This is a genomic window from Lewinella cohaerens DSM 23179, assembly GCF_000379805.1.
GTDB lineage: Bacteria > Bacteroidota > Bacteroidia > Chitinophagales > Saprospiraceae > Lewinella > Lewinella cohaerens.
The window spans coordinates 230950-248366 of the sequence record NZ_KB903531.1; the positions used below are offsets into that span (position 1 = coordinate 230950).

Sequence of the window (17417 nt, forward strand, 5' to 3'; positions counted from 1 at the left end):
TTGGAATTTTTACAAGCTGCCCTGCTTGGTATCATTCAGGGATTAACCGAGTTTCTGCCGGTGAGTAGTAGCGGGCATCTAGAGCTCGCGAAATTCTTTCTTGGAGACACCAGTGCCGCCGAAGAAAGTTTGCTGATGACCATTGTCCTTCATTCTGCTACGGCCTTGAGTACTATTGTCATCTTCCGAAAAGACATTGTGGAAATCTTCCGAGGACTCTTTGCTTTCGAAAACAACGAAGCAAGTCGTTTTAGTGGGAAGATTATCTTATCCATGATTCCAGCTGCACTGGTCGGACTTTTGTTTGAGGATGCCATTGAGCAATTGTTTGCCCAACAAATCCCACTCGTAGCAGGTATGCTGGTCGTTACTGGCCTCTTGCTATTTATGGCAGATCGGGCTAAAATAACGGATAAAGAAGTTGGTTGGTCACATGCCTTACTCATAGGTGTCGCTCAAGCCATCGCCATTATTCCTGGCATCTCGCGTTCCGGGGCTACTATTAGTACCTCTGTATTACTTGGTATTGATAGAGAAAAAGCAGCACGCTTTTCCTTTTTGATGGTCGTTCCACTGATCCTGGGCAAGATCGCTAAAGATGTCTTGGATGGTGATTTTGTGGAAACACCTAACCTCCTTCCGCTGATGATTGGCTTTGCAGCAGCTTTCATTACGGGCTTATTTGCCTGTCAATGGATGATTAAACTTGTGAAAAACAGTCAATTAACCTATTTTGCCATCTATTGCTTTATCATAGCTGCTATCGCCATGCTAGCTTGGGCGCTTTAACCAGATAAATTAGGATGAACGAAACTGAACCTCCTTCCATAAAGTCGATGGATTTTCAAGCGGGTACGACCCTCTTGGTGGATAAGCCGCAAGGCTGGACCTCTTTTGATGTTGTGAATAAAATCCGGCATCGACTAAAGCGGATTACCGGCATTAAACGTATCAAAGTAGGCCATGCAGGTACGCTTGACCCACTAGCTACTGGCTTGCTCATCATCTGCACAGGTAAGTTCACCAAAAAGCTTACCGACTTTCAGGGATTAGGCAAAGAATACACAGGTACGTTCCACCTTGGTGGTACCACCCCTTCCTACGATTCTGAAACAGAAGTAGATCGCGAATTCCCCTACGAGCATATCACACCAGAAAGTCTGGAGGCTGCTCGCCAGCAATTCCTGGGCACCATCCAGCAAGTACCTCCCATGTTTTCGGCCATCAAAGTAGATGGACAGCCGCTCTACAAGCGCGCACGCAAAGGAGAGGTCATTGAAATCAAGGCACGTACCGTCCACATCCAGGAATTTGAACTTACTAATATCGAGCTACCAGATGTTAGCTTCCGCCTACAATGTTCGAAAGGCACTTATGTCCGATCGCTAGCTCACGACATGGGGCAAGTACTCGACAGTGGTGCCTATCTAACCGAACTTCGCCGCACCCAGGTAGGAGACTTCCGCATCGAAGATGCCTGGAATCTAGAGGAGCTAATTGAGCAACTGGAAGAACGGATTATGGGAATGGATGTGGTTTAGTATTGGTTGGTTGGTTTGATAGTTGGTTGGTTTGATAGTAACAACCTGAGGTCGTAAATACTTCGACTTTATAGTGCCAGGTACGAGTAATTCCCTGCATTCGGCAACCTAACCCTTACACCATTCCAACACTTACACCTTTACACCAGAACTGACTTCCCACTTTGAGTGCCGGGTGTTTTGCGTGCGAGGTGCGGGGTGCGAACTTTTACACCTTTACACTTTTCCAACATTTACACCTTTCCAACTATGACAAGGGCGCTCCCCCTCCCGCTGGTCGGGGCCACTCGTTATTCACTCGGCCCTTCCGTTGGTCGGGCTCCCCGCGTCGCGGGGCTGGCTACTACCCCTAGCGCGGGGGACTGATTGGTCCTACAACTTCCTCCAAAGAACTCCCACAAGGCCAAATTAATATATCACCACCATAGTAACCAGTAGTATTGTTGCTACTAGCCCCATCAAAATGTGTCCCTTTGGAGGGACCGATCCACAGGATCGAGGGAGGGCTGAAAGAACAACTCTGATCACCGAAGATCCCTATACCCTTTACTAAGTACCTCCGACCTCATACTCTAAGACTTCACCGCTCTTGCTTATCCATCTCGCTTTTCAATATTTCCAAATTTCTAATCACTTGCTGCGTGTTCGGGTGTTGATCTCCCAAAGATTGCTGTAGGATTCCGATGGATTTTTCGTAAAAGGCCAAGGCCTCCGCGTAGCGCCCCTGGGCCTGATACAGCNNTGCAATATTGTTGTAGGAAGTCGCCAAATCTGGATGCTCTGGGTCGAGCACCGCTTCCCTAATCTCAATCGCTTTTTGGTAATAACTCAAAGCCTCGTCGTAGCGCCCCTGGGCCTGATACAGCAGGCCAATATTGTTGTAGGAAGTCGCCAAATCTGGATGCTCTGGGTCGAGCACCGCTTCCCTAATCTCAATCGCTTTTTGCAAATAACTCAAAGCCTGGTCGTAGCGCCCCTGGGCCTGATACAGCAGGCCAATATTGTTGTATAGCCTTCCTATATTTTGGGAAGACTGATGGCCGATAATGCTTAGTAGCTGCTTTCCATAGGGGATTAGCGGAAATTGCTCCACTGGGTTTTGGCCAGCATGATAATCCGTCGCGCTGATGAGTTGTGCCACTAATGGAGCCACGTCCTCTTCTTGGATATCCAGCTGGGTGAGTACTACGTCTAAGACAATGCGGTGCATTTTGTAGGCATCGACCGCTTCATCGGTCAGTAGCCACCCTTTTTCTTGTAGCCGCCGCAGGGAATCCTCTAATTGTTCGATTGTTTCCTCCGTGTTTATTTGTAATAAGTCCTGCAACTCATTAAAAGTATGGAAGGTAGGTGGGAGGCATACCAGCTGTTTAAATAAGCTTATTTCTTCTTCGGATAAGTTTTGTAACTCAAAGATGGAGCAGAGGTAGGGAAATATCTTTTCGATATTTTCATTTCTGCTGTGGACTACACTGGTGATATTGATGGTCTTACCCAACGCTAGTCCTCGCTCCTGGATATTTTTCCATAGCTTAGCAAGGGGTAACGTTCTCCTCTTGCGGGTGGCGGTTTTAGCCAGTAGCTCAATGGTGAGGGTATGGCGTTCTACTGCTTTAATGATCTCCAGTACTAAAGCATCATCCTGTGTGTGATTACAATGTGCGTAGAATAATTCAAGCGCACTTGCCTCGTCGAGAAAAGCGAGGTTAAAAGTGGCAGAAAAACTCAATTCTTGCCGGGAAGTAATCAGTACACGCCAATCGCCTGGCAAATGGCCACGGTATGGCTGTAAACGTTCATCCGCATTATCAATAACCAGCAGGCAGCGGCCGCCGATATTACTTAATTGATTTAAGATGCGGTAGGCATCCTTATCAGGCTCGCCAGATACAGAGATCACGCCCAGGTTTTCGAGCAATAATTCGTCGGTAAGGATGGCTTCAGGAAAGTCTCCCAGTTGTTCTAACCAAACGATATGATCGTATTGGTCTTTGTATTGATCCAGGTAGGCAATGGCCAAGGTCGTTTTGCCAATGCCTCCCATTCCATTGACCAGTACCACATTCTTGCTGGTCTCGATCATCTCAGCGAGCTGCTGCAGGTCCTTCGCTCTACCAATCAGTTTTTCGTCAAAGCGGGGGTAATTCGTTAGCCACTTTGGCAGCTCCTTTTGCGGCTGGTTGATGATGGTGGCTGGGCCATACACCACGTTTCCGGCATCGCCTTGCACATTAACGCCCTGGTTCGTCCCCGAGAAGTTGCGAGGTTCAGCTTTCGTCAGCGCTTTTTTTTATCCATCCCCGTGCCGATGTTTACCGGGCCTTGGGGTTTGTTGACCACAACCCCTGCATCTCCACCTACATTGACCTCACTGTTTTTAGCGCTTTGAGATGGTTCCCCTTTATCTCGCAAGATGAGCACCGCAGCCGCACAGAATATCCCGAAGGCCACAAAGGCCATTAACTCAAAATGGGCAGGTTTATCCAGGCCCAATAATTCAAATAGTGCGTCAGCAAACACAGTCGTAATACCAACCAGGATGGTAAAAGCCGACAGCAGGTAGAAAACGCCCATACGTTTTCCATACCCAGGGGCAGCGGCTACTTTAGCGCGGGTGTCTAGCCATTTCCAGCCGAGCACTACCACTCCCACAATAATCAGGATTATTAACACGGTGTTCATGGGAGGAAGATACGGATAATCGGGATAATTAGAGGAAAGTGTTTAGTGAGTGGTTCTTTTTGCCTCCTGCTGAACAGACGGTGAAAGACATCGAAAAGGCAAGGAACGCTATAGCGCTAATCCAGCCCCACCTCCCCTCGCCACATCCGCCATTTCCCCTGCAAATCCTTGCGCAACTCCCCATTGTTAAAACCAAGGGCAGTAGCTAGATCAGCCACCTCTTCCGCATTAAATTCATTGCACTCGAAGAAGAGTATACTTCCGGGTTGTGCTTGCTGAATGGCCAATTCCATGATCGTTCGATAGAAGATCAGTGCATCATCGTCTTCAACAAACAACGCTAAGTTTGGCTCGTAAATTTTCACCCCATCTGGCATTAATACCGCCTCTTTATGCGGAATGTAAGGAGGGTTACTGATAATGATATCAAATTGAGGCAGGTCAGACCAAGTGGCTGTATCCAAAACATCCGCTTGCGTCCAGTGGATGTCCAGCCCTTGATGGATACCATTCTTGTGGGCAATGGCCAAGGCTTCTTCACTCACATCTATCGCCCACACTTCAGCAGCGGGCCAGTTTTTCTTGATCGCTAGCGGAATGCAACCGCTGCCGGTGCCAATGTCAAGTATTTTCGGGCTTTGAGCCGTTTGTTTTTCTTCTAACACCCACTCCACCAGCTCTTCCGTTTCTGGGCGCGGAATGAGTACACCTGGGCCAACCTTTAGGCGTAAGCCGTAGAAATCAGCTTGTTGGGTAATGTATTGAACGGGCTCTCCGGCCAGCAACCTCGCTTTACTGCTCGCTAACAATTGTGCTTCCTCAAGCGAAAGTTCTCGATCCCGGCGGCCACGGTGCCAGCCAAATAAGTCTTCAAAAAACAGGCGGGCGATAGATTGAGCCTCCCCCTCTCCCACTGTTGCCGACAAGTCGGTTACCAAGCTACGATATGCGGTCAACATACTGCTCATCCCAGGCGGTTTTTGAAATCTTCATAATTGAACGTACGCAGCACTTCAAGCTGCCCAGAAGGACGCAGCACTGTGATATCAGGATGTTTAACGCCGTTGAACATAGACGTTTTCACCATCGTATAATGGATCATATCCTCCAGAATCAACCGATCACCGATCTTCAGGGGCTGATCGAAACTGTACTCCGTCATATAATCTCCGGCCAGGCAACTTACTCCGCCGAGGCGGTAGGTAGGCTTGCCTTCTACAGGGTCTGTAGCATTGCGTACAGCAGGCCGGTAAGGCATCTCCAATGTATCCGGCATGTGGGCCGTAAAGGAGACATCCAGAATAGCCGTTTTGGTGCCATTATTCTCAATAATGTCCAATACTCGTGAGAGTAAAAACCCCGTCTGCCAAGCAATCGCACTCCCCGGTTCCATGATAACCTGTAGGTGAGGGTAACGACTTTTGAAGCCTTTCAATACCTTAACGAGGTGTTCGCGATCATAATCAGCACGCGTCATGAGGTGACCGCCGCCAAAATTCACCCACTTCAGGTAGGGAAAGAAGGTGCTAAATTTTTCTTCGAAAGCAGCTAACGTCCGCTCAAAAGTAAAACTGGAAGATTCGCAAAGCGTATGAAAGTGTAAACCTTCAATATGATCCGGTAAAATGTCCGGAAGGTTAGGCCGGGTTTCTCCCAACCGCCCAACCGGTGAAGCCGGGTTGTACAAGTCTGTTTCTACCTCTGAATATTCAGGATTTACACGTAGGCCAAAGGATACATCACTCGTCTTGATCAGCTCTTCATATTGAAGGTACTGACTGATGGAGTTAAAAGTAAGGTGGCTACTGTACGTTAATAATTCCGAAAATTCTTCCGGTAAATACGCCGGAGAATAAGTGTGTGCCTTCACGCCCATTTCTTCAAAAATAAGACGTGCCTCACCTAATGAAGAAGCCGTAGCGCCACTAAGGTATTTACCTACCAGAGGAAACATTGGCCACATAGAAAAAGCCTTGAGTGCCAGAATGATATGAATATCCGCAGCGGCTTGCACTGCCGCTATTTTTTCCAGGTTGGCAACTAATTTCTCTTCTTCGAGAACAAAAGCGGGAGAGGAAAATTGACTTACATCCATTGCTTATTCGCAGGTTTTTTAAGATTTACCATAAAGGTAATAATATCCCTATAGCTCGCATTTTTATTTGAAGCAAAGCAGCGATTTTACACCTGGCAGGGTCTTACTGGTACCCGTCCCCAAAAAACCAAAATTAAATTAATCTTTGTTTTTGTTACGACAAAAGTAACAATAGGTCGCTCGTGTAATATTGACTCGTGAGTGGTTCAAACCTTAAGTCTCTGACCATTAAGTCGCCGGAATTTTGGCTTCTAATAAAGCTTGAAAACGCAGTCATAGCCAAAGCTATGGCGAGTATTTCAGGCGAAATTAGAGGCCAAAAGAACAAGACTTGGGTGGTCAAGGACTTAGGAGCTGGACCACTAGCTCTTCTCTGACTATTTTTCTACGTCAATAAACAACACTACTATGTTTTGGAATCAACTGACAGGTCGCCTGTCTTCAGGTTACGCTCATGCTTATCGGTATTGTTTGCTGGTCATTTTACTCACGCTATTGGGTGGGAATGATTTGTTTGCGCAGCCTAGCAATGATAGCTGTGCGGTGGCGCGGGAGATTGCTATTCCTTCTGTATTTGGACAATCTTCTACTTACCAGGGAAGCAATCTAGGAGCTAACCCCGAGCTTCCTCTTTATTATCAGGATTGCTCTCCGGGAGGCGGCTTGTTCAGTGGTTTTGGGGCTGATGTATGGTATACCTTTACCGCTCCTAGCAGTATGTGTATCTCGATTGAAATTATTGGACTCTCAGAGCCTGAGTTCAACCTCATAGAAGGTAGTGTTTGTGGGCAGGGATTAGAACTGCTTTGTGCAAGTGGTAATAACCCAGGCTATGTTTACGAAACAGCTGAAGTAGATGCTCAGAGAAATTATCTATTAAGAGTCAGTGGTGGTACTTTTTTGGATGAAGGCAATTTCTCCTTGAGAATAACGAAAATAAATTGTGCAGACAATGAAGACCCGAACAACCCTACCTGTTTAGTAAGTGGTAGTTTTACACTTACCCCACCACCGAATCAACCAGGCAATACCTATGAGCCTGGTCAACGGGTAAATATTTGCTACACGATTGAGCAATGGGATCCTATCGGCGACAACTGGATACATTCGGTAGAAGTCTCTCATGGGTCAGGTTGGGATTATTGGAGCCTATTATCTGGTTTTCCATCTCCTAGTTGTAATGACATCGGATACTGGGAATGGTATGACTCTTGGTATCATTGTGCCAGCGGCACCTACCAGGGTCCCGGATTTGCTTACGAAAGCCCTATGGGGCAAGAATACGCCAACTCATATTCTGAGTGTACAGATGTTTACGGTAATTATGACCCCGACCACCCCTACAACTACTGGGATGATTGGAACCCCGGCAATAACTGGGGGGATGGTCAGGGTCAGTGCACCAGTGTACCACCTATCCCGCGCAGATTCTGCTGGTCAATTCGTGTCGATGATTGCCCTCCAAACCCTTCGTCCTCTTCTTTAGATTTAAGTATCGAAATCAGGGTAAACGGTGATGGAGATACAGGTTCGTGGATTTATGACTTTTGCGATGACGACCCCGACGAGTACATTTCCTTACAGGTAGAAAACACCGAATGTAACGAAGAAGACTGCAACTTCTGGATTGCCGCTATTGACGAAGAGAACATCTCCTGCCCAGGGGAGACGGATGGTTTCCTGGTTGTAAATAGTCCATCTTCTGAGATAGGCCCATTTAATGTTTCAGTATACACCCTTAATGATGAATTACTTTACTACTATCCTGATGTGACCATGCCCTTTGTTTCACCCGCAGAATTAGACACGGGTTATTACGGCATCCTCGTAGAAGCCCTCAATGCTTCTTCCTTTAACTTTTGTAATACCGGCGTCATAGATATTGTCCATGTAGACTATCCTTTCGAGGTGCTGCCTCGGGTGCTCGAAGGCTGTAGCCAGGACAGCATCCAATTACGCGGAGCGACGTGGCCCGTTTTGGAAGCCGCTACCTTCCGCTGGAATGGGCCCAATGATTTCAACAGTACCCTACAAGATCCTTTTGTCTACGAAGAAGGAACCTACTTCCTTACTGTCAGAGATAATGGCTGTAGGATCAGTGACTCCATCATCGTTTCCTTCCGAGATTCACTACCGCTCGAAATCGACTACTTTATCGGGCCACCTTGCGCGGACAACCGTTTACAACTCACCGCGACTGGTGCAGCGCCTGGCAGTAGTAATTACCAATGGTTAGATGCCAATACCGGCCAAGTACTGACCCCTTCCTATTTTCCAAGCCAAAGCCTATGGGACTTTGGACAGATCGACGATGACTTGGCACTGCGGCTCGTAGGCTACAACCCACAAGGGTGTAGCGATACACTGGATTTTACAGCCAATTACCTTGAGGCACCACCATTCGTTTATGAGTTCACCGTGGATGATTGCTCCTCAACGGTTGGGCAAGTAAGTTTTCCGGATAACAATGGAGAAACCATCGTCTTATGGGCTGACCTCCAAGCACCAGAAAATCCAAGAACATTTGACAACCTCACCCCCGGAGAAGAAAATACCATTTCTGTGCTTGTCACCTACAATGACTTGAGCTGTACGTACGAAGACAGCGTCACCGTCATTGGGCCTGGGTTGGCATTGACTTCCCTAGACACCATTGTTTGTCCTGGTGATTCGGCGCTGCTTGTGGCCAGTCAGGCGGATAATTACCAATGGAGTACGGGAGAAACAACCTCGAGTATTTACGTACCTTCCATACCTGGATCAAGCTCCATATACAGTGTTACCGCTACTGATTTTTATGGTTGTGAAAGAGTAGAAGAGATCAGCATTCTTTCGACGAACCTTGCTATTGCTCAATTCACCTACACCAACAACGGACTAACGTACCAGTTCCAGCCTACAGCACCAGAACATGCGGACACCGAATACTTTTGGGACTTTGGCGATGGTAATACCTCTACAGCATACGCGCCAGAACACACCTTCTCGCTAGGCAATAACTTTGAGGTAGAATTAACGGTGACTACTCGCTGCGGGCTTGACGTCTTTACCGAATCCATAAACCTCCAACAGCCGCCACAAGCAAATTTCACCACCGATATTTCCCAAGGTTGTGCGCCGCTGACCGTCACTTTTATTAACCAAAGCCTGAATGCCGATTCCTATCTATGGAGTTTTCCTGGTGGAAGTCCTAGTTCATCAACAGAAGAAAATCCGGTAATCACCTACAATATTACGGGAAATTATCAGGTTCAACTGATGGCTACCAATGAAGTAACCAGTGTCGTATTGACCACATTCAGCGCAGTACAGGTAGCTGGCTATCAACCGGTGGGCAGTATTTCCTTCAACACCAATCAGCTACAAGTACAATTTACCGGCAATCAAAATTACGCCACCAGCTACCTCTGGAACTTTGGTGATGGTACGACCAGCAGTAGTCTGAGTCCACAATACACCTACGCTACCAGTGGCACCTACGACGTGAGCTTGACACTTACCAATGCCTGTGGAAGTGTAGTCATTACCGAACAAGTCACGGTTCAAAGACCCGCTCCCGAAGTTGTCTTTACGGCGATAGACGCAACGCAAGGCTGTGCACCACTGACCGTCACTTTTCTCAACCAAAGTATCAACGCAGTTAATTATCAATGGACATTCGCAGGTGCTACCCCCAACACCTCTACTGATGAAACCCCAACAGTGACCTATGACTTACCAGGTAGTTACGCCGTACAACTTATCGCCAGTAATGAAAGCGGAATTACAACCAGCAGTCAAGAAAATTACATAGAGATCTTTGCAGGGCCCAGTGGCAATTTCTCAACGACTACAGGTGAACTTACTGCTCAATTCACCAGTACCACTAGCAACGTAGACACTTACCTGTGGGATTTCGGCGATGGTACGACCAACTCCTCTGCTCATCCATCGCACACCTACACGGCCAACGGCACTTACACCGTGAGTTTGACTATCAGCAATGAATGCGGTACAGCGGTGATTACGCAAGAGGTCACCGTTCAGCAGGCCGCACCAGAAGCAGGCTTCTCCACCATAGAATCTGCAAGCGGCTGTGCACCACTGACCGTCACCTACCTCAACCAAAGCCTGAATGCCGACACCTATGGGTGGACTTTCCCTGGCGGCGTACCTGAAACTTCTACCCTACCCAACCCCACCGTCACTTACCTTGAGGCGGGCGTGTATGATGTGACTTTAGTGGCCACAAATCAAACAGGCAGCAGTACCTCGGAGACGCAGAGTTTTGTGGAAGTATTTCCTTCCCCTGCGGGGAGTTTCAGCTACACTAGCGACTTTCTGACTGCTCAGTTTTCAAGTTCCGTCACGGATACGGATAGCTATTTATGGGACTTCGGTGATGGTACTACGAGCACCGCCCCGAACCCTAGTCACACCTACAATATTAGTGGAACTTACGTTGTGAGCCTTTCCATCACTAATAATTGTGGAACAGTAGTGATCACACAAGAAGTCGGCGTAATGCGGCCAATCCCGCAAGTGAGTTTCACCACCGAAGACCCACAACAAGGCTGCTCGCCATTGACGGTTAACTTCATCAATCAAAGCGCTAACGCCAACTCCTATTTGTGGGTGTTCCCAGGAGGTGAACCGGGGAATTCTACGGAAACCAATCCTACGATCACCTACCACACACCAGGCATTTACGACGTACAACTCAACGCAACCAACGAAACAGGTACCAATACCTTAGTCGCTCAGTTTTTTGTAGAGGTTTATCCTGAACCCAACGGCACCTTCACACACGTAAGCGACTTTCTCTCAGTGCAATTCACCAGCATGGTCAATAACACAGATAGCTACTTGTGGGACTTTGGCGATGGAAATACGAGCACAGCAGCCAACCCTTCGCATCTATACTCCGGCAGCGGAACCTACGAAGTAAGCCTGAGCATTACCAACGAATGTGGCACAGTAGTCATTACGGAAGACGTCAGCGTTATGCGGCCATTACCGCAGGTCGCCTTCACTACAGAGGAAGCCCCTCAGGGTTGTGTACCACTCAGCGTCAATTTTATCAATGAAAGTATTGATGCTGATAGCTACCAATGGCTTTTTCCTGGTGGTGACCCCAGCAGTTCTATAGAAGAAAACCCTACTGTTATCTACAACGAAGCAGGCAGTTACCCTGTGCAACTCACTGCGGGTAACGAAAGTGGAGAACTTCTCTTGGAGCAACTGAATTATATTGAGGTTTTTCCACTACCTTCTGCAAGTTTCACCTTCGTCAACGATATGCTAATGATTTCTTTCACCAGTTCAGCGATGAATACAGACAGCTATTTATGGGATTTTGGTGATGGAAATACCAGTACAGAAGTCAGCCCGATACATACTTACGCTCAGGCAGGAGAGTACCAGGTAAACCTCATGGTCGAAAACGAATGTGGTTCCCTCAGTATAAGCAACACTATCATGGTTATTGCTACAGCTGTTGTAGACATCAACGAGCATACCAGCTGGTTGATTTACCCTAACCCCAGCAGTGGTTTGCTTTGGTTAGAAGTAACAAATTGGCCCAAACAAACGGATAATCAGGTAACTATTTTCAATGCTTTGGGGGAACAAATGGGACAAAAGACTATAAAGTTAGCTCCTGGCAATTCCCGAACACCTTTAATATTAGATTTACCTTCGGGTGTCTATTGGTTACGGCTAGATCAGGTCGCATTTCCAGGAGCCGTGCAAAAAATAATTTTACAATAGCCGCTAGTGTCCTGTCAAACCTAAAGATTCTGGTTGACAAACCACTAGCAAATGCTATTAAATATTTAAAACAACTACACTATGCTCGTGAATCTACTGACAGGCCTTCTGTCACAAGATCGTCCTTATGTCCATCGGTCTCTTTTGCTTATAATTTTACTGACATTATTAGGAGGAAATAATTTATTCGCACAGCCTACCAATGACAGCTGTGCTGTAGCACGCGAGATTTTTTTTTCTTCCCAACCTGGGCTAACCTACTCCTTCGATGGTAATAATATTGGTGCAACGCCGGAATTACCGATATACTACATGGACTGCTCTCCGGGAGGACTATTCAGTGGGTTTGGCGCTGATGTATGGTACAAATTTACACCTATTGAAAATACTTGTATCTCTATCAGTGTCACAGGATTGAATGCCCCCGAATTCAATGTGATTGAAAATGCAAGTTGCGGTCAAGGCATAGAGCTCATTTGCGTCAGCAGCAGTGATGGCAATGCCCAGGGAGATGTTGAATTGAACGCTGGCGTCACTTATTTCTTGCGAATTAGCGGCGGTAGCAACAGCGATCAAAACAACTTCAACTTCACCATTACAACCCTCTATTGTAGTGAGATAAACAATTCTACTGATCCCAGTTGCTTGGTAAATGATCGTATTTCATTTTCGCCCCTTCCCAGCCAACCAGGCAATACCTACCAACCCGGGCAGGAGGTTAATATTTGCTATACTATTGAACAATGGTATCCTGTTTCCGACAACTGGATACATTCGGTAGAAATCTTCCACGGTGGTGGTTGGGACCTCTCCTCCCTATACTATGAAATACCTCAAAGTTGCAACTTTCAAGGAGGTTGGGAGTGGTATGATTTCTGGGTAAGCTGCGCTACCGGTGAGGCTTTTGGACCTGGATTTGCTTATGACGGTACTCAAGGGCTGGAATGTGGAGGCTTCCCCTTCGATGGCGACCCCGGCAACAACTGGGGTGATGGTCAAGGCCAATGTACCGCTGTCCCTCCCATTCCTCGTGAATTCTGCTGGACCATCACCGTCGCAGATTGTCCACCAAACCCTACAGCCTTTGACCTCGATTTAAGTATTGAAATTCGAGTAAACGGTGATGGTAATTCTGGTTCATGGACTTTCAATACTTGTGATGACGAACCAGATGAGTTCCTATCCTTGAATGTCGACAACAGCCTTTGCAACTTAGAAGAATGTGCCTTTTGGTTCGCCATCATTGACGAACAGCCCATCTCCTGCCCTGGAGAAATGGACGGCTTCCTGGTGGTAAACAGCCCATTTACAGACCTGGGTAGTTTCGATGTATCCGTATTTAGCCTCGATGATGAATTGCTTTACTCCTACCCCGGAGTGACGATGCCCTTTGTTTCTCCTGCCGAATTAGATACTGGTTATTATGGCATACTCGTAGAAGCGCCCAGTGCGCCTTCTTTAGGCTACTGTAATACCGGCGTTATAGATATTGTTCACGTTGACGATCCTTTCGAGGTATTGCCCCGAGTGATAGCAGGCTGTAGCCTGGACAGTATCCAATTGCGCGGAGCAGTGTGGCCCGTTTTGGAAAACGCTACCTTCCGCTGGGATGGGCCCAATGATTTCACAAGCTCAGAGCAAGATCCTTTCGTCTATGAGGATGGCACCTATTTCCTTACGATCAGAAAAAATGGCTGCCGAATTAGTGATTCCATAATGGTCTCTTTCCGAGATTCACTACCGCTGGAAGTCGATTATTTCATCGGAGCGCCCTGTGCCGACAACCGCTTACAACTGACTGCAACAGGCGGCAGCAGTTATCAATGGTTGGAGGCCAATACCGGCCAAGTGCTTAGTCCTTCCTACTTCCCCAGTCAAAACTTGTGGGATTTCGGACCAATCGACGATGACCTTGAATTGCGTCTGGTCGGGTACGATCCCCAAGGATGTAGCGATACGCTCGACTTTACAGCTAATTACCTTGAGGCACCTCCATTCGTTTATGAGTTCACCGTGAATGATTGTTCCTCATCGGTTGGACAGGTGAGTTTCCCGGATAATAATGGAGAAACCATCATCTTATGGTCGGACCTCCAAGCTCCAGAAAACCCAAGAACCTTTGATAACCTTAACCCAGGAGAAGAAAATGTCATTCCTGTTATTGTCACCTATAATGACCTGAGTTGTACTTACGAAGACAGCGTCACAGTCGTTGGGCCTGGATTGGCGTTAACTTCCCTAGACACTATTGTTTGTCCTGGTGATTCGGCCCTGCTTGTGGCCAGCCCGGCGGATAATTACCAATGGAGTACCGGCGCCACTACCGCAAGTATCTACGTACCTGCTATGCCAGGGTCAACCAATATCTACAGCGTTACTGCTACTGATTTTTATGGCTGTGAAAGATCGGAAGAGATCAGCATCCTTTCGACCAACCTAGCTATTGCTGAATTTACCTACACCAACAACGGATTAACTTACCAGTTCCAGCCTACAAACCCACAATATGCGGATACCGAATACTTTTGGGAATTTGGTGACGGCACTACCTCTACGGAATATGCACCAACACACACCTTCCCCGTAGGCAATAATTTTGATGTTGAATTAACGGTGACTACTCGTTGCGGGCTCGACATCTTTATCGAAACCATTGGCCTACAACCACCACCACAAGCAAATTTCACAACCGATATTTCACAAGGTTGCGCCCCGTTAACGGTAACCTTTATTAACCAAAGTATAAACGCCGACACCTACCTATGGAATTTCCCCGGCGGAAACCCCAACTCATCAACAGACGTAAACCCGGTAGTTACCTATAATTCACCAGGCGATTACCAAGTACAACTGACCGCTACCAACGAGATAAGCAGTGTAATGTTGACTACTTTCAGCGTGGTTCAAGTAGCAGATTTTGAACCTACAGGTAGTATTTCCTTTGATGCAAATCAACTCGACGTCCAATTTACCGGAACTGAAAATTATGCTGACAGTTACCTTTGGGACTTTGGAGATGGTACATCTACTAGTAGCAGTTTAAGCCCACAACACACTTACGGCACCAGCGGTACTTACAATGTAAGTTTGACACTTACCAATGGCTGTGGCACCGTGGTCATTACCGAACAGGTTACGGTCCAAAGACCCGCTCCTGAAGTGGTATTTACGACTTTGGATCCCACTCAAGGCTGTACACCACTGACCGTCACGTTCCTCAATCAAAGTATAAACGGGGTTAATTATCAATGGACATTCGCAGGTGGTACGCCCAGTACATCCAACGACGAAAACCCGACAGTTACCTACGATTCACCCGGCACCTATGCGGTACAACTCATCGCTAGCAATGAGAGTGGAATCGCAACCGACAGTCAAGAAAACTACATAGAAGTACTGGCAGGGCCCAGTGGCAATTTCTCAACGACTACAGATGAACTTACGGCTCAATTCACTAGCACTACCAGCAATGTAGACACTTACTTGTGGGAATTCGGGGATGGCATGACCAGCTCCTCTCCTAATCCATCACACACCTACACGGCCAATGGCACTTACACCGTAAGTTTAACCATCAGCAATGAATGTGGCACAGAAGTTATTACGCAAGAAGTCACCCTTCAGCAACCAGCACCACAAGCCGCCTTCACCTCCGTAGCGTCGACAATCGGCTGTGCGCCACTGACGGTTACTTACGTCAACCAAAGTGTCAATGCGGAATCCTATGAATGGACTTTCCCTGGCGGCGTCCCTGAAACCTCTACCCTACCCAACCCCACCGTAACTTACCTTGATGCGGGCGTGTACGATGTGACCTTAGTGGCCACCAACCAAACAGGCAGCAGCACATCTGAGATGCAGAGTTTGGTAGAGGTATTCCCCTCGGCGGCAGGAAGTTTCAGTTACACCAGCGACTTGTTGACCGCACAGTTTTCAAGTACAACCACGAATACAGATAGCTATTTATGGGAATTCGGTGATGGCGAAACCAGTACCGATCCAAACCCTAGCCATACTTACAATGTGGGTGGAACGTACTCCGTGAGCCTTTCCATCACCAATGATTGTGGAACGGTCGTGATAACACAGGAAATCGGTGTAAACCGGCCAATTCCTCAAGTGAGTTTCACAACAGAAGACTCGCAACAAGGCTGTGCACCACTGACCGTTAACTTCATCAATCAAAGCACTGACGCCAACTCTTACATGTGGGTATTCCCTGGTGGCGAACCGGGCAACTCTACCTTAGAAGCCCCTACGGTTACTTACTCAACACCAGGCATTTACGACGTACAGCTTAATGCAACCAATGAATCTGGCACTAATACACTGGTTGCTCAGTTTTATATTGAAGTTTACGCTCAACCAAGTGGTGAATTCTCTTACACAAATAACCTTTTAGAGGTTCAATTCATGAGTGATGCTGAAAATACCAGCAGTTATTCATGGGACTTCGGCGATGGGAATACCAGCATCATTGCCAACCCTGTTCACACCTATGAAACAGGAGGTACTTACACGGTTACTTTGGAGTTGACCAACGAATGTGGTACGACTACCCTCACGCAAGAAGTAGGCGTTATGCGCCCCATTCCTTCGGTAGCATTTACCACTGAAGGGCCTCCAGAGGGTTGTGCGCCCTTCAGCGTTACTTTCCTCAATGAGACCACCGATGGTGTGAGTTACCAATGGTTATTCTCCGGTGCTGATCCGGCAACATCTGAGGAAGAAAATCCAACCGTCGTTTACAATGCCCCCGGCATCTATTCCGTAGAATTGACTGCCACCAACGAATCGGGGAACAGTGTCCTTACACAAACAGATTACATCGAGGTAGGCGCTCCTCCGTCAGGTGATTTCACTGCTGAAAATGATCTTTTAACAGTAGCGTTCACTAGCACCATTAGTAATGCTGATACTTACAGTTGGCTATTCGGCGATGGCAATAGCAGCCTGGAAGAAAACCCCGTACACATCTACCTCGAAGCTGGAGAATACGAAGTAATCCTGACAGTAGGAAATGAATGTGGAACGGTGGACATCACCGATACCATCAACGTAATGACGACCAACCTGGTGGAACTAGGCCTCCAATCCGCTTGGCGTCTCTACCCCAACCCTACACGAGATAGGGTCTGGCTAGAGGTGATCGACTGGCCCGCTATCACCGATGGTAAAGTTACCATCTTCAACGCGCTGGGAGAACAAATGACACAACAAAACATTAGTTTACCAGGCGGAAATTACCGTACTCCGCTAGCGCTAAACCTACCGGCTGGCGTCTACTGGCTCCGCTTAGACACCGACTCCTTTGGAGGAGGAATGAAGAAGATAGTGGTGCAGTAATTTTC

General features: G+C 47.4%; 8 protein-coding genes. 4 read left to right on the forward strand and 4 right to left on the reverse strand.

Annotation, left to right across the window (positions count from 1 at the left end; translation table 11 throughout):
- Positions 1-789 (forward strand): undecaprenyl-diphosphate phosphatase, encoded by a 789-nt coding sequence (locus A3EU_RS0100860; protein ID WP_020534223.1) that lies wholly within the window; start codon positions 1-3, stop codon positions 787-789.
- A gap of 14 nt (positions 790-803) precedes the next feature.
- On the forward strand, positions 804-1541 hold the full coding sequence (gene truB / locus A3EU_RS0100865) for a tRNA pseudouridine(55) synthase TruB (RefSeq protein ID WP_020534224.1): 738 nt from the start codon (positions 804-806) through the stop codon (positions 1539-1541).
- A 580-nt stretch (positions 1542-2121) separates the two neighbouring features.
- On the opposite strand, the gene A3EU_RS0100870 is transcribed toward truB, so the two are convergent.
- The 4 genes from A3EU_RS0100870 to nspC form a co-directional block, all read right to left on the reverse strand.
- Positions 2122-3771 (reverse strand): tetratricopeptide repeat protein, encoded by a 1650-nt coding sequence (locus A3EU_RS0100870; protein WP_020534225.1) that lies wholly within the window; start codon positions 3769-3771, stop codon positions 2122-2124.
- A gap of 47 nt (positions 3772-3818) precedes the next feature.
- Entirely contained in the window at positions 3819-4223 is a 405-nt protein-coding gene (locus A3EU_RS0100875) for a hypothetical protein (protein WP_020534226.1), read from the reverse strand.
- 116 nt (positions 4224-4339) lie between these two features.
- Positions 4340-5191, reverse strand: a complete 852-nt coding sequence (gene prmC, locus A3EU_RS0100880) for a peptide chain release factor N(5)-glutamine methyltransferase (RefSeq protein WP_020534227.1) — start codon at positions 5189-5191, stop codon at positions 4340-4342.
- Positions 5188-6318 carry a carboxynorspermidine decarboxylase gene (nspC, locus tag A3EU_RS0100885; RefSeq protein ID WP_020534228.1) on the reverse strand — a complete coding sequence of 377 codons (1131 nt, stop codon included), beginning with the start codon at positions 6316-6318 and terminating at the stop codon, positions 5188-5190. Before nspC ends, prmC begins: the two co-directional genes overlap by 4 nt.
- Before the next feature lie 408 nt (positions 6319-6726).
- On the opposite strand from nspC, the gene A3EU_RS35185 reads away from it, so the two are divergent.
- Positions 6727-12066, forward strand: a complete 5340-nt coding sequence (locus A3EU_RS35185; RefSeq protein ID WP_020534230.1) for a PKD domain-containing protein — start codon at positions 6727-6729, stop codon at positions 12064-12066.
- Between the two features lie 81 nt (positions 12067-12147).
- Positions 12148-17412 (forward strand): PKD domain-containing protein, encoded by a 5265-nt coding sequence (locus A3EU_RS0100900; RefSeq protein ID WP_020534231.1) that lies wholly within the window; start codon positions 12148-12150, stop codon positions 17410-17412.
- Positions 17413-17417 lie beyond the last annotated feature (5 nt).